The sequence below is a fragment of the Streptomyces sp. JNUCC 63 genome (genome assembly GCF_054366325.1).
On the sequence record NZ_CM135963.1, the window covers coordinates 3,223,984 to 3,238,454 of the forward strand.

Annotated in this window: 11 protein-coding genes and 1 tRNA gene; 2 read left to right on the forward strand and 10 right to left on the reverse strand. The window is 67.2% G+C overall.

Annotation, left to right across the window (positions count from 1 at the left end):
* Positions 1–124: 124 nt before the first annotated feature.
* The 7 genes from ACX25U_RS14605 to rplK form a co-directional block, all read right to left on the reverse strand.
* Positions 125–4,024: a DNA-directed RNA polymerase subunit beta' gene (locus ACX25U_RS14605; protein ID WP_454392235.1), complete on the reverse strand. Its 3,900-nt coding sequence runs from the start codon at positions 4,022–4,024 to the stop codon at positions 125–127.
* Positions 4,025–4,121: 97 nt separating this feature from the next.
* A complete protein-coding gene (gene rpoB, locus ACX25U_RS14610; RefSeq protein ID WP_454392237.1) occupies positions 4,122–7,607 on the reverse strand; it encodes a DNA-directed RNA polymerase subunit beta in 3,486 nt (1,161 codons plus the stop codon).
* Between the two features lie 611 nt (positions 7,608–8,218).
* Positions 8,219–8,605, reverse strand: a complete 387-nt coding sequence (rplL, locus tag ACX25U_RS14615) for a 50S ribosomal protein L7/L12 (protein WP_454392239.1) — start codon at positions 8,603–8,605, stop codon at positions 8,219–8,221.
* A 117-nt stretch (positions 8,606–8,722) separates the two neighbouring features.
* Positions 8,723–9,253: a 50S ribosomal protein L10 gene (gene rplJ / locus ACX25U_RS14620; RefSeq protein WP_454392241.1), complete on the reverse strand. Its 531-nt coding sequence runs from the start codon at positions 9,251–9,253 to the stop codon at positions 8,723–8,725.
* A 324-nt stretch (positions 9,254–9,577) separates the two neighbouring features.
* Entirely contained in the window at positions 9,578–10,498 is a 921-nt protein-coding gene (locus tag ACX25U_RS14625) for a hypothetical protein (protein ID WP_454392242.1), read from the reverse strand.
* 144 nt (positions 10,499–10,642) lie between these two features.
* A complete protein-coding gene (gene rplA, locus ACX25U_RS14630; protein WP_454392244.1) occupies positions 10,643–11,368 on the reverse strand; it encodes a 50S ribosomal protein L1 in 726 nt (241 codons plus the stop codon).
* A 98-nt stretch (positions 11,369–11,466) separates the two neighbouring features.
* Positions 11,467–11,901, reverse strand: a complete 435-nt coding sequence (gene rplK / locus ACX25U_RS14635; protein ID WP_043442978.1) for a 50S ribosomal protein L11 — start codon at positions 11,899–11,901, stop codon at positions 11,467–11,469.
* 519 nt (positions 11,902–12,420) lie between these two features.
* Between rplK and ACX25U_RS14640 the strand changes: the two genes are divergently transcribed.
* Positions 12,421–12,609 (forward strand): hypothetical protein, encoded by a 189-nt coding sequence (locus tag ACX25U_RS14640; protein WP_454392246.1) that lies wholly within the window; start codon positions 12,421–12,423, stop codon positions 12,607–12,609.
* Complete coding sequence (locus ACX25U_RS14645; protein ID WP_454392247.1) at positions 12,606–12,836, forward strand: hypothetical protein; 231 nt, start codon at positions 12,606–12,608, stop codon at positions 12,834–12,836. The genes ACX25U_RS14640 and ACX25U_RS14645 overlap by 4 nt, the downstream gene beginning before the upstream one ends.
* 123 nt (positions 12,837–12,959) lie before the next feature.
* On the opposite strand, the gene nusG is transcribed toward ACX25U_RS14645, so the two are convergent.
* From nusG to ACX25U_RS14660, 3 genes are all read right to left on the reverse strand, one after another.
* The gene (gene nusG / locus ACX25U_RS14650) at positions 12,960–13,778 is read right to left on the reverse strand and encodes a transcription termination/antitermination protein NusG (protein ID WP_454392249.1); all 819 of its coding nucleotides are present in this window, start codon (positions 13,776–13,778) and stop codon (positions 12,960–12,962) included.
* A gap of 80 nt (positions 13,779–13,858) precedes the next feature.
* Entirely contained in the window at positions 13,859–14,146 is a 288-nt protein-coding gene (gene secE / locus ACX25U_RS14655; RefSeq protein ID WP_454392251.1) for a preprotein translocase subunit SecE, read from the reverse strand.
* A 107-nt stretch (positions 14,147–14,253) separates the two neighbouring features.
* Positions 14,254–14,326, reverse strand: a tRNA-Trp gene (locus ACX25U_RS14660).
* Positions 14,327–14,471 lie beyond the last annotated feature (145 nt).

Below are 14,471 nucleotides of genomic sequence, written 5' to 3' on the forward strand. Positions count from 1 at the left end.
CCCCCGAACCGTACGAGTCCCTCCATCATGCGCCATCGGGCGCCGAAACGCCGAAAGGCGGCCACCCCGTAACGGAGTGGCCGCCCCTCAGTGCGTCACCTCAGTGCGTCGAGCGCACGCCCGCTCACTGGTTGTACGGACCGTAGTCGTAGTCCTCCAGCGGAACGGCCTGGCCGGAGCCCGTGCCGAACGGCGAGTAGTCGATGTCGTCGTAGCCCACGGCCGAGTACATCGCGGCCTTGGCCTCCTCGGTCGGCTCGACCCGGATGTTGCGGTAGCGGGACAGGCCCGTACCGGCCGGGATGAGCTTACCGATGATGACGTTCTCCTTGAGGCCGATCAGGGAGTCGGACTTGGCGTTGATCGCCGCGTCCGTGAGGACCCTGGTCGTCTCCTGGAAGGACGCCGCCGACAGCCAGGACTCGGTCGCCAGCGAGGCCTTGGTGATACCCATCAGCTGCGGACGGCCGGAGGCCGGGTGACCACCCTCCTGGACCACACGACGGTTCTCCTGCTCGAACTTCGAGCGCTCGACCAGCTCGCCGGGCAGCAGCTCGGCGTCGCCGGACTCGATGATCGTCACCCGGCGCAGCATCTGCCGGATGATGATCTCGATGTGCTTGTCGTGGATCGACACACCCTGCGAGTTGTAGACCTTCTGGACCTCGCCGACCAGGTGGACCTGGACGGCCCGCTGGCCCAGGATGCGCAGCACGTCGTGCGGGTTGGTGGCACCCACGGTGAGCTTCTGGCCCACCTCGACGTGGTCGCCCTCGCCGACCAGCAGACGGGCACGCTTCGAGATCGGGTAGCTGGTCTCGTCGCTGCCGTCGTCCGGGGTGATGACGATCTTCTTGGTCTTCTCGGTCTCCTCGATCCGGACGCGTCCGGCCGCCTCGGAGATCGGGGCGACACCCTTCGGCGTACGGGCCTCGAAGAGCTCGACGACACGCGGCAGACCCTGGGTGATGTCGTCACCGGCCACACCACCGGTGTGGAAGGTACGCATCGTCAGCTGGGTGCCGGGCTCACCGATGGACTGGGCGGCGATGATGCCGACCGCCTCACCGATGTCGACCAGCTTGCCGGTGGCGAGCGAACGGCCGTAGCACATGGCACAGGTGCCCACCGCGGACTCGCAGGTCAGGACCGAGCGGGTCTTGACCTCCTCGACGCCGCGGGAGACCAGCTCCTCGATGAGCACGTCGCCCAGGTCGGTGCCGGCCGGGGCCAGCACCTGGCCGTCGACGACGATGTCCTCGGCGAGGCAGCGCGCGTACACGGACGTCTCGACGTTGTCCGCCTTGCGCAGCACGCCGTCGGCGCCCCGCTCGGCGATGCGCAGACGCAGGCCGCGGTCGGTGCCGCAGTCCTCCTCGCGGATGATGACGTCCTGGGAGACGTCGACCAGACGACGGGTGAGGTAACCGGAGTCGGCGGTACGCAGGGCGGTGTCGGCCAGACCCTTACGGGCACCGTGCGTGGAGATGAAGTACTCCAGCACGGACAGACCCTCGCGGAACGACGCCTTGATGGGCCGCGGGATGGTCTCGTTCTTGGCGTTCGACACCAGACCGCGCATACCGGCGATCTGACGCATCTGCATCATGTTCCCTCGGGCGCCCGAGTTCACCATCATGAAGATCGGGTTGGTCTTCGGGAAGTTGTCGTTCATCGCCTCGGCGACCTCGTTGGTCGCCTTGGTCCAGATCGCGATGAGCTCCTGGGTGCGCTCGTCCTTGGTGATCAGACCGCGCTCGTACTGCTTCTGGACCTTCTCGTCCTGCGCCTCGTACCCGGCGACGATCTCCTTCTTCGCCTCGGGGACGACGACGTCGGAGATGGCGACGGTGACGCCGGAACGGGTGGCCCAGTAGAAGCCGGCCGCCTTCAGGTTGTCGAGCGTGGCCGCCACGATGACCTTCGGGTAGCGCTCGGCGAGGTCGTTGACGATCTCGGAGAGCTGCTTCTTGCCGACCTCGTAGTCGGCGAACGGGTAGTCCTCGGGCAGCAGCTCGTTGAAGAGCGCGCGGCCCAGCGTGGTCTTCAGCCGGAAGCTGTCACCCTGCTGCCACTCCGGCTCGCCCTCCTCGCGGGCCGGCGGGGTCCAGCCGCGCGGCGGGATGGTGCCCACCGGGAAGCGGATGTCCACGCGCGACTGCAGCGACAGCTCACCGGCGTCGAACGCCATGATCGCCTCGGCCACGGAGGAGAAGGAGCGGTCCTGGCCCTTCACGTCCCGCATCTCGCCGTCGGTGGTGAGGAAGAACAGACCGAGGACCATGTCCTGGGTCGGCATCGTCACCGGACGGCCGTCGGCCGGCTTGAGGATGTTGTTCGAGGACAGCATCAGGATGCGGGCCTCGGCCTGCGCCTCCGCGGACAGCGGCAGGTGCACGGCCATCTGGTCACCGTCGAAGTCCGCGTTGAACGCGGTGCACACGAGCGGGTGAATCTGAATGGCCTTGCCCTCGACCAGCTGCGGCTCGAAGGCCTGGATGCCGAGGCGGTGCAGCGTGGGCGCACGGTTCAGCAGAACCGGGTGCTCCGCGATGACCTCTTCCAGCACGTCGTACACGACCGTGCGGCCGCGCTCGACCATGCGCTTGGCGCTCTTGATGTTCTGCGCGTGGTTCAGGTCGACCAGGCGCTTCATCACGAACGGCTTGAACAGCTCCAGCGCCATCGCCTTCGGCAGACCGCACTGGTGCAGCTTCAGCTGCGGACCGACGACGATCACGGAACGCGCGGAGTAGTCCACGCGCTTGCCGAGCAGGTTCTGGCGGAAGCGGCCCTGCTTGCCCTTGAGCATGTCGGACAGCGACTTCAGCGGACGGTTGCCGGGGCCCGTGACCGGGCGGCCGCGGCGGCCGTTGTCGAAGAGCGCGTCGACGGCCTCCTGGAGCATGCGCTTCTCGTTGTTGACGATGATCTCGGGCGCGCCGAGGTCGAGAAGCCGCTTCAGGCGGTTGTTGCGGTTGATGACACGGCGGTACAGGTCGTTCAGGTCGGAGGTCGCGAAGCGGCCACCGTCCAGCTGCACCATCGGACGCAGGTCCGGCGGGATGACCGGGACGCAGTCCAGGACCATGCCCTTGGGGCTGTTGGAGGTCTGCAGGAACGCGGAGACGACCTTCAGGCGCTTGAGCGCACGGGTCTTCTTCTGGCCCTTGCCGGTGCGGATGATCTCGCGGAGCCTCTCGGCCTCCTCCTCGAGGTCGAAGGACTCCAGGCGCTTCTGCAGCGCCGCGGCACCCATCGAGCCGTCGAAGTACGTGCCGAAGCGGTCACGCAGCTCGCGGTAGAGCAGCTCGTCGCCCTCGAGGTCCTGGACCTTGAGGTTCTTGAACCGGTTCCACACCTCGTCGAGCCGGTCGATCTCGCGCTGGGCGCGGTCGCGCAGCTGCTTCATCTCGCGCTCGGCGCCCTCGCGCACCTTGCGGCGCACGTCGGCCTTGGCGCCCTCGGCCTCCAGCTCGGCGAGGTCCGCCTCGAGCTTCTTGGCGCGGGACTCCAGGTCGGCGTCGCGGCGCTGCTCGATCTGCTGGCGCTCGACCGAGACGTGGGCCTCCAGCGAGGGCAGGTCGCGGGTACGGCGCTCCTCGTCGACGTACGTGATCATGTACGCCGCGAAGTAGATGACCTTCTCCAGGTCCTTCGGGGCCAGGTCCAGCAGGTAGCCCAGGCGCGACGGGACACCCTTGAAGTACCAGATGTGCGTGACGGGCGCGGCCAGCTCGATGTGGCCCATCCGCTCACGGCGCACCTTCGCGCGCGTGACCTCGACGCCACAGCGCTCGCAGATGATGCCCTTGAAGCGGACGCGCTTGTACTTGCCGCAGTAGCACTCCCAGTCCCGGGTGGGGCCGAAGATCTTCTCGCAGAAGAGGCCGTCCTTCTCGGGCTTGAGGGTGCGGTAGTTGATGGTCTCGGGCTTCTTGACCTCGCCGTGGCTCCACTGACGGATGTCGTCAGCGGTGGCCAGGCCGATCCGCAGCTCGTCGAAGAAGTTGACGTCGAGCACTATGCGTCAATCCCTCTCAGGGTCGTTAAGTCTGTGGTCTGAAACGGGGGCCTGGGGGTCGGCGGGCCTCCTGGTCAGGAGGCCCGCCGGACTCCCGTCAGACCTCTTCGACGCTGCTCGGCTCGCGCCGGGACAGGTCGATGCCGAGCTCCTCCGCGGCGCGGAAGACATCCTCGTCGGTGTCGCGCATCTCGATGGACATACCGTCGCTGGACAGCACCTCCACGTTGAGGCAGAGAGACTGCATCTCCTTGATGAGCACCTTGAAGGACTCGGGGATGCCGGGCTCGGGGATGTTCTCGCCCTTGACGATGGCCTCGTAGACCTTCACGCGGCCGGTGACGTCGTCGGACTTGATGGTCAGCAGCTCCTGGAGGGCGTAGGCGGCGCCGTACGCCTCGAGTGCCCACACCTCCATCTCGCCGAACCGCTGGCCACCGAACTGGGCCTTACCACCCAGCGGCTGCTGGGTGATCATCGAGTACGGACCGGTCGAGCGGGCGTGCAGCTTGTCGTCGACCAGGTGGTGCAGCTTCAGGATGTACATGTAGCCGACCGAGATCGGGTCCGGGAACGGCTCGCCGGAGCGGCCGTCGAAGAGCCGGGCCTTGCCGGACGGCAGGACCAGGCGGTCGCCGTCGCGGTTGGGGACGGTGTGCTCCAGCAGACCCGCGATCTCGTCCTCCCGGGCACCGTCGAAGACCGGGGTGGCCACGTTGGTGCGCGGCTCGACCTGGTCTGCGCCGATGGTCTGGAGGCGCTCGGCCCACTCCTCCGCGAGGCCGGAGACGTCCCAGCCCTGGCTGGCGAGCCAGCCGAGGTGGATCTCCATGACCTGTCCCGGGTTCATTCGGGACGGCACGCCCAGCGGGTTGAGGATGATGTCGACCGGGGTGCCGTCCTCCAGGAACGGCATGTCCTCGATCGGCAGGATCTTGGAGATGACACCCTTGTTGCCGTGGCGGCCGGCGAGCTTGTCACCGTCGGTGATCTTGCGCTTCTGCGCCACGTAGACGCGGACCAGCTGGTTCACGCCGGGCGGCAGCTCGTCGCCCTCCTCGCGGTCGAAGACGCGTACGCCGATGACCTTGCCGGTCTCGCCGTGCGGCACCTTCAGCGAGGTGTCACGGACCTCACGGGCCTTCTCACCGAAGATCGCGCGCAGCAGGCGCTCCTCCGGGGTCAGCTCGGTCTCGCCCTTCGGGGTGACCTTGCCGACGAGGATGTCGCCGGCGATGACCTCGGCGCCGATGCGGATGATGCCGCGCTCGTCGAGGTCGGCGAGGACCTCCTCGGAGACGTTCGGGATGTCCCGGGTGATCTCCTCGGGGCCGAGCTTGGTGTCACGGGCGTCGACCTCGTGCTCCTCGATGTGGATCGAGGAGAGGACGTCGTCCTGCACGAGGCGCTGCGACAGGATGATCGCGTCCTCGTAGTTGTGGCCCTCCCACGGCATGAACGCGACCAGCAGGTTCTTGCCGAGCGCCATCTCGCCGTTCTGGGTGGCCGGGCCGTCGGCGAGGACCTGGCCCTCGACGACGCGGTCGCCCTCGTTGACGATGACCTTCTGGTTGACCGAGGTGCCCTGGTTGGAGCGGGCGAACTTGGCCAGGCGGTACGTGATGTACGTGCCGTCGTCGTTGGCGGTGGTGATGTAGTCCGCGGAGACCTCCTGGACCACACCGGCCTTCTCGGCCTTGACGACGTCGCCGGCGTCGACGGCGGAGCGGTACTCCATGCCGGTGCCGACGAGCGGGGCCTCCGACTTGATGAGCGGAACGGCCTGGCGCATCATGTTCGCGCCCATGAGGGCACGGTTGGCGTCGTCGTGCTCGAGGAAGGGGATCATGGCGGTCGCGACCGACACCATCTGGCGCGGCGAGACGTCCATGTAGTCGACGTCCTCGGGGCTGACGTAGTCGACCTCGCCGCCACGGCGGCGGACCAGCACGCGGGCCTCGGCGAAGCGCAGGTCGTCCGTCAGGGTGGCGTTGGCCTGCGCGATGACGAAGCGGTCCTCCTCGTCTGCGGTCAGGTAGTCGACCTCGTCGGTGACCTGGCCGTCGTTGACCTTGCGGTACGGGGTCTCGACGAAACCGAACGCGTTGACCCGGCCGTAGGAGGCGAGCGAGCCGATCAGACCGATGTTCGGGCCTTCCGGCGTCTCGATCGGGCACATACGGCCGTAGTGCGAGGGGTGCACGTCACGGACCTCGAAGCCGGCCCGCTCACGGGAGAGACCACCCGGGCCAAGGGCCGACAGGCGGCGCTTGTGGGTGAGGCCCGACAGCGGGTTGTTCTGGTCCATGAACTGGGACAGCTGGCTGGTGCCGAAGAACTCCTTGATGGAGGCGACGACCGGCCGGATGTTGATCAGGGTCTGCGGCGTGATCGCCTCGACGTCCTGCGTGGTCATGCGCTCGCGGACGACGCGCTCCATCCGGGCCAGACCGGTGCGGACCTGGTTCTGGATGAGCTCGCCCACGCTGCGCAGACGGCGGTTGCCGAAGTGGTCGATGTCGTCGGTCTCGACGACGACCGTCTCGCCGTTGTCGGCGACGGTCTCGATCTCGCCGGCGTGCAGCTTCACCAGGTACTTGATCGTCGAGATGACGTCCTCGACGGTCAGGACGCCGGCGTCCAGCGGAGCGTCCGCACCCAGCTTCTTGTTGACCTTGTAGCGGCCGACCTTGGCGAGGTCGTAGCGCTTGGGGTTGAAGTAGAGGTTCTCAAGGAGCGTCTGCGCGGCCTCGCGCGTGGGGGGCTCGCCCGGACGCAGCTTGCGGTAGATGTCCAGCAGCGCGTCGTCCTGGCCCTGGGTGTGGTCCTTCTCCAGGGTGGCGCGCATCGACTCGTAGTCGCCGAACTCCTCGAGGATCTGCTCGTTGGTCCAGCCGAGCGCCTTCAGGAGGACGGTGACGGACTGCTTGCGCTTGCGGTCGATGCGGACACCGACCATGTCGCGCTTGTCGATCTCCATCTCCAGCCAGGCACCCCGGGAAGGGATGATCTTGGCGGAGAAGATGTCCTTGTCGGACGTCTTGTCGATGGAGGAGTCGAAGTAGACACCGGGGGAACGGACCAGCTGCGACACCACGACACGCTCGGTGCCGTTGATGACGAAGGTGCCCTTGTTCGTCATGAGCGGGAAGTCGCCCATGAAGACGGTCTGGGACTTGATCTCGCCGGTCTCGTTGTTGGTGAACTCGGCCGTGACGAAGAGCGGGGCGGCGTACGTGAAGTCGCGCTCCTTGCACTCGTCGATGCTGTTCTTCGGCGGCTCGAAGCGGTGGTCGCGGAACGTCAGCGACATCGACCCGGAGAAGTCCTCGATCGGGGAGATCTCCTCGAAGATCTCCTCGAGGCCGGACTTGGTGGGGACGTCCTGACCGGACTCCAGAGCCGCCTCGACGCGAGCCTTCCACGCGTCGTTGCCGAGCAGCCAGTCGAAGCTCTCGGTTTGCAGCGCGAGAAGGTTCGGAACCTCGAGGGGCTCCTTGATCTTTGCAAAGGAGATGCGCAGCGGGGCGGTGCTGGCGCCGTTGTTCGTATTCGCGGTCGAGGCGTTGCGCGAGGCGGCCAAGAGGGGGTCCTTCCGAGGGCTCGGACTCACTACGCGCGTACCGGCCCCCCGCCGCCGCTTGACGACGGGTCGTCCTGCTCCGGCCGAAAAGGCCAGGTCAGTGATGGTCCGGTCGTCGTTGCTGAGGCGAGGGCATGCCCCTGGTGACGGGCAGGGGGCAGCTAACAGGCAGCGCAAAGGGTCAGTGTAGCCACTTGGCCCACTGATGTCCAGTACGGGTTTTTCGAGACCCTCGTAGTTGTCAACGCCTGCGGCATGCCTGCCCTCAACGCACCCTGATACTGCCCTCTTCGTCGTCGATCCATGCCTCGGATTCGGATCCTTGTGACGACGCGTCCTGAGAATTGCGCGCTGCGTGCAGTTCGTCAAGGCCCCCCATGCCAAAACCGGATGCTGCCCTCGTCACTTGCGGCCTGCGCCGGGACCTCTCGAGGCACGACGAAGATCACCATACCCCTCTCGGTCCCGGGTGCAAGGCAGCCTGCGCCGCCCCTGGGAAACGCCGAGGAGCGACCACCCGGATGGATGATCGCTCCTCGGTGCGTTCGCGTTACAGCCCTGCGGGACTGCTGTCAGCGCGCGGGAGTCCCTGACGGACCCGTCGTGAGGTCTTACTTGACCTCGACGGAGGCGCCGGCGCCCTCGAGGGCCTCCTTGGCCTTGTCCGCGGCCTCCTTGTTGACCTTCTCGACGACGGGCTTCGGCGCACCGTCGACCAGGTCCTTGGCCTCCTTCAGGCCCAGGGAGGTCAGCTCGCGCACGACCTTGATGACCTGGATCTTCTTCTCGCCGGCGCCGGTGAGGATGACGTCGAACTCGTCCTTCTCGGGCTCGGCCTCGGCGGCGGCGACACCGGCACCACCGGCGACGACGACCGGGGCGGCCGCGGCGGCGGTGACGTCGAACTTCTCCTCGAAGGCCTTCACGAACTCGGAGAGCTCGATGAGGGTCATCTCCTCGAACTGCGCGAGCAGGTCTTCCTGGCTGAGCTTCGCCATGATGGCGGTCCTTCCACTTGAATCGGCAGGTGCCGGATGTACTGGGTGAGGCGGGCGTACGTCGGCCCGCTGCGACCCTTGCCGCGTCAGGCGGCGCGGGTCAGAAAGCGAGCCGAATTACTCGGCACCGCCCTGCTCGTCCTGCTTGGCGCGCAGCGCGTCCACGGTGCGGACGAGCTTCGACGGCAGCGCCTGGAAGACGGAGGCAGCCTGGGACTGCTTCGCCTTGAAGGCACCGGCCAGCTTGCTGAGCAGAACCTCGCGAGACTCCAGGTCCGCAAGCTTCTTGATCTCGTCGGCGGACAGCGCCTTGCCCTCAAGGACACCGCCCTTGATGACGAGATTCGGGTTGTCCTTGGCGAAGTCACGGAGACCCTTCGCCGACTCCACCGGGTCACCGGTGACGAAGGCGACGGCCGTCGGACCAGCGAAGAGCTGGTCGTCCAGCGTGATCCCGGCCTCATTGGCCGCAATCTTGGTCAGCGTGTTCTTCACCACGGCGTACTGGGCGTTCTCACCGAGCGACCGGCGCAGCGTCTTGAGCTGCGCCACGGTGAGACCGCGGTACTCGGTCAGCACGGCGGCGTTGGAACTGCGGAACTTGTCCGTCAGCTCCGCAACCGCGGCAGCCTTGTCGGGCCTCGCCATAGAGCCTCGGCCTCCTTCCGGGTGATTCGGACCGCGCGGACCCGAAGGAGGACTGGGAAAAACGAAACGCCCCGGCGCAGGCGCACGGGGCGGACTCGACCGGCCACGCACACGACACGGTCGCGCGCACTCCGGGAGTTCTTCCACTGTCACCTACGCGGGTCGTCCGCAGTTCAGCGGATCCTTCGGCCACCGCGCCCTCGTACGAGCGCACGGCAACGACCAGCGGTCTTTGGCTTCGGTGGGAGCGTACGGGAACGGGTCACCGCAATGCAAATCCGCCCGTACGGAGCCCAGACCTACGGAGGCTCGGACCGTACGGGGTCAGGAGCCGGTGCCCGTGCCACCCGCGACGGCGCCCTGCGACTTCATCAGGTCCTTGAATTCCACGGTGTCGCCGGCCGGGGGCGCCTGGACGGAGACCTTCGCGCCGTAGTCGCTGTAGTGGGTCGTGCTGGTCACGGTGCCGGCCGCCGTCTCCGCCTTCTCGACCTTCTTCACCAGTAGGTTCTGGTCGTTGATCCAGATGTCGATGGACTCCGTGGTGACGCCCGCCCGGGTGAGGTTCTTCTTCAGCTCGTCCAGCTGGCTCTTGGGCAGGTTCGAGCTCCTCTCGGCGAAGTCGGCGGCGTTCACCGTGCCCGCGTAGTGCGTGGTGCGCTCGCCGCGCACCGTCGCCTCGCCGACCTTCTTGACGTCGCCGGAGGCCAGCAGCAACTTCACCGACTGGTTCGGCGTGGCGTTCTGCAGCTGTTCCCTCATGTACGCGCGGGCGCCGCCGAGCTGCTCGAAGTTCCCGTAGCCGTACCGGATCCAGTGCTTGCCGCCCGTCTGCCGCGCGAAGGCGTCGCCCATGCGGGCGTAGTAGGCGTCGGGCAGGTACCGCGCCTCCATCGTCGTGGACCCGATCCTGCGCATCGTCTCGGCGGCCTCGCCGCCGGTGTAGGTCAACGTGAGCGTGCCGGTCAGGCCACGGGACCAGTCGAGGGTGCCGTCGCTCTTCATGGACATCAGCGTGCCGATGCCGGTCGTCATCGACACCTTGGCGGATTCGGCCTCGGCGGTGGACGTGTCGGCGGAGCGCAGGGCCGCTATGGGGCTCACATGCGTCGCACCCCGCCCCGCCGCCCCGTCGGTCCCGCCCGAGCCTCCGGAGGAGCCGCCGGAGCCGCACGCGGCCACTCCCGTCATCGCGGCCGCCACCGCGATCGAGAGCGTCGTACGGCGCGCGGTCGTGCTCTTCATTCGTCCCACCCCTGTGCCGTTGCTGTGGTCCTCACGCTAGCGCAGGCCACTGACAGCCGTGCGGGAAAAGCCATACGGGAAAAGGGACGAGCCCCGCGCCTGGAAAGGTCGCGGGGCTCGTCACCGACTGGGTGAGCCGTGGGCTCAGACCGCGGCCGGGTCCTCCTCGACGAGGAGGTTGCGGGTGCGGTTCGGGTCGACCGGGATGCCGGGGCCCATCGTGGTGGTGATGGCGGCCTTCTTGATGTAGCGGCCCTTGGCGGCGGACGGCTTCAGACGGAGGATCTCCTCCAGCGCGGCGCCGTAGTTCTCCACCAGCTTGGTGTCGTCGAACGACGCCTTGCCGATGATGAAGTGCAGGTTCGAGTGCTTGTCGACGCGGAACTCGATCTTGCCGCCCTTGATGTCGGTGACGGCCTTGGTCACGTCGGGGGTGACGGTGCCGGTCTTCGGGTTCGGCATCAGTCCACGCGGGCCGAGGACGCGGCCGAGGCGGCCGACCTTGCCCATGAGGTCCGGGGTGGCGACGACGGCGTCGAAGTCCAGACGGCCCTTCGACACCTCGTCGATCAGCTCGTCGGCACCGACGATGTCGGCGCCCGCGGCACGCGCGGCCTCGGCACGGTCACCGGTCGCGAAGACCAGGACCCGGGCGGTCTTACCGGTGCCGTGCGGAAGGTTCACGGTGCCACGGACCATCTGGTCGGCCTTGCGCGGGTCGACACCCAGACGGAAGGCGACCTCGACGGTGCCGTCGAACTTGGTCGTGGAGGTCTCCTTGGCGAGACGGACGGCCTCGAGCGGGGCGTACAGCTTCTCCCGGTCGATCTTGGCGTCCGCAGCGCGGAGAGCCTTGCTGCGCTTGCTCACAACTGCTCCTGTGTGTTCTGAAAGGAGTCGTGGTACGGGCCGAGCAGGCCCTGCCACGTGCGGCCTGCTACGGCCGCGTACGTACTACGGGGTGGGGTTCAGCCCTCGACGGTGACGCCCATGGAACGGGCGGTGCCGGCGATGATCTTCGCGGCGGCGTCCAGGTCGTTGGCGTTGAGGTCGGGCAGCTTGGTCTGGGCGATCTCGCGGACCTGCGCCTGGGTGATCTTGGCGACCTTGGTCTTGTGCGGCTCGCCGGAGCCCTTCTCCACGCCCGCGGCCTTGAGGATCATCTTGGCGGCCGGCGGCGTCTTGGTGATGAAGGTGAAGGAACGGTCCTCGTAGACCGTGATCTCCACCGGGATGACCCAACCGCGCTGCGACTCGGTCGCGGCGTTGTAGGCCTTGCAGAACTCCATGATGTTGACGCCGTGCTGGCCCAGCGCGGGGCCGACCGGCGGGGCCGGGTTGGCGGCACCGGCCTGGATCTGGAGCTTGATGAGCCCCGTGACCTTCTTCTTCTTGGGAGGCATGCTCTCTCCGGGTCCTTACTGAGAGGTTGAGTACCATCCGCGCCTTCGACCTGCTCCGACCGGTGCACGATCCCGCAGATGGCATACCGCACCACGATAGCCCCTGTCCCCTCGGGACCTGAAATCGCCGAGGTCAAGTGGCCTGCGGAGGCATGCGACGGACGGCCTCGCGCCCATTGGCCCGGTTCGGCCATCGGACACATCACGAAGGATCATCAGGCGCAAATCAGGTGGCAAGTGGAGGAAACCGGCGACTCGACGGACACCTCCTCCGCTGACAGCACCTCTGCCTGCGGCGCCCACGGCCCTTCTGAACCGTCGCGCTCGCGGCGGGCGCGACTTCAGAAGGAGTGGCAGGTTCACCCATGAGCTTTTCGTTCGCACCGCCCGGATTCTCTGCATAGGTACGGTCGCCACGCTGGCCCCCGCCGCGCCGGCCCCCTCCGCCTCGGCCGCGACGCACAACGTGCCGTGCGGCCAGGCCCATCTGCGCAACGCCATCATCACTCGTAAATCGGGGTGTTCCGCATCCTGACCGTCGACCACGGCGAACTGACGCTGCGAGCGGCCACCATCGCCAACGGCGTCACCGCGGACTTTGGTGGCGGGATCGTCGTCACCGGCAACGGCGCCCTGACCGTCGTCTCCGGCGTGATCCGGAACAACCACGCCGGCTCGGCGTTTTCGGCGGTTCTCGTGCTGATGTGAGCGGGACCGCCCTCAGGGACAACACCGCGGCCCGGAACGGCGGCGGCATCGCCAACGACGACCTCCTGCCCGTCACCCACACCCACATCTTCAGGAACACCGCGCAGACCGGCGGAGGCATCTGCAACAACCAGGGCACCATGACCCTGCAAGACAACGCAGTTACCGAGAACACCCCGGACAACTGCCGCACCAGTCCGCCCCAGGTCCCCGGCTGCTCCGTCTGATCATCCCACCGCACCGCGCCGGCACGCACAACGGCCCGGAGGCCCACGGCCGCACACACAATGCCCCTACCGGCGGAAAACCGCTGGTAGGGGCGGGCCGGCCAATGGCCAGTGATGAGGAACCTAGTTCTTCTGGATCTGGTCGAAGGAGAGCTCGACCGGCGTCTCGCGGCCGAAGATCTCCACCAGGCCCTTGACCTTCTTCGAGTCGGGGTTGATCTCGTTGATCGTCGCCTGCAGCGTGGCGAACGGGCCGTCGGTGACGGTGACCGAGTCGCCGACCTCGAAGTCCAGCACCTGGACCTCGACCTTGCGCTGCGGGACCGGCTTGCCCTCGGCCTCGGCGGCCTCGCGGGCGGCCTTCTCCTCGGCCTCCGGGGCGAGCATCTTCACGATCTCGTCGAGCGTCAGCGGGTACGGGTTGAAGGCGTCCCCCACGAAGCCGGTGACGCCCGGGGTGTGGCGGACGGCGCCCCAGGACTGGTCCGTCAGATCCATCCGGACGAGCACATAGCCGGGCAGCTTGTTCTGCCGGACGGTCTTGCGCTCGCCGTTCTTGATCTGGACGATCTCCTCCTCGGGAACCTCGGCCTGGTAGATGAGGTCCTCGACGTTCAGCGAGACGGCGCGCTGCTCCAGGTTGGCCTTCACGCGCTTCTCGTAGCCGGCGTAGGTGTGGATGACGTACCACTCGCCGGGCAGCGTGCGCAGTTCCTCGCGGAGCTTGGTGACCGGGTCCACCTCGGCCTCCGGCTCCTCCTCGGCGGCCCCTCCCTCGGGCGCCTCGTCCTCGACGTGGACGGCGGCCTCCTCGGCCGGTTCGCCCGCGGCGGCCTCGGCAGCCTCGACCTCGTCGACCTCGTCCGCACCCTCGACGATGTCGAGCTCGTCATCCACGGACTCGGTCGGCTCGATGGCGTCGTTCAGGTTCGGGTCAGACACGGTGGCTGCTTCTTCCTGGATACATAGGGGTGGAACATGCGAAAGGGGCGCCGGGTACCACGGCGCCCTTCGCTCTTGGCTCAGCCGAAGACGTACTTGGCCGCGTGGTCGAGCCCATAGTCAATCACGGTCACCAGGCCGATCATGATGACGACGAAGACAATCACCACGGTGGTGTACGTCGTCAACTGGTTACGAGTGGGCCAGACGACCTTGCGGAGTTCCGCGATGATCTGGCGGTAGAAGAGGGCAAGGCGCTTAAGCGGGCCCTTCTTGGCACGCTTGCCGCCCTTGCGAGGCTTCTTCTTGGACTCCGCCACCTCGTCCTGGGCATCAGGCGTGTCGAGGGAGCCCACGGCGTCCGTCATTCGTCCTCACCTGATTCCGGGTCGTGGCCGTGCCGCGCCCGGTCGAGCCGCACGGCGATGCATTGCTGTACGTACATGCGCACACATCCTGGCGATGATGTGTGTAGCAGGGCCGGAGGGACTTGAACCCCCAACCGCTGGTTTTGGAGACCAGTGCTCTACCAATTGAGCTACGACCCTTTGTGTGTCCCCCAACGTACCGCATCCGACCGGATGCTCGATGTGCATCGGGTACGGCAGCGGCTGCTGAAGGCCAACGAGGTGAGAGTGTACGTGGTCCGGCGCCGGTCGTCGAACGGAAAGCGCCCGAAGGTGCTTCGTCGGC

Excerpts from the sequence above, each read along its gene's own strand:
- ACX25U_RS14625 (WP_454392242.1), bottom strand. The coding sequence starts at position 10,498 with ATGAAGAGCACGACCGCGCGCCGTACGACGCTCTCGATCGCGGTGGCG.
- rplJ (WP_454392241.1), bottom strand. The coding sequence starts at position 9,253 with ATGGCGAGGCCCGACAAGGCTGCCGCGGTTGCGGAGCTGACGGACAAG.
- rplK (WP_043442978.1), bottom strand. The coding sequence starts at position 11,901 with ATGCCTCCCAAGAAGAAGAAGGTCACGGGGCTCATCAAGCTCCAGATC.
- rplL (WP_454392239.1), bottom strand. The coding sequence starts at position 8,605 with ATGGCGAAGCTCAGCCAGGAAGACCTGCTCGCGCAGTTCGAGGAGATG.
- secE (WP_454392251.1), bottom strand. The coding sequence starts at position 14,146 with ATGACGGACGCCGTGGGCTCCCTCGACACGCCTGATGCCCAGGACGAG.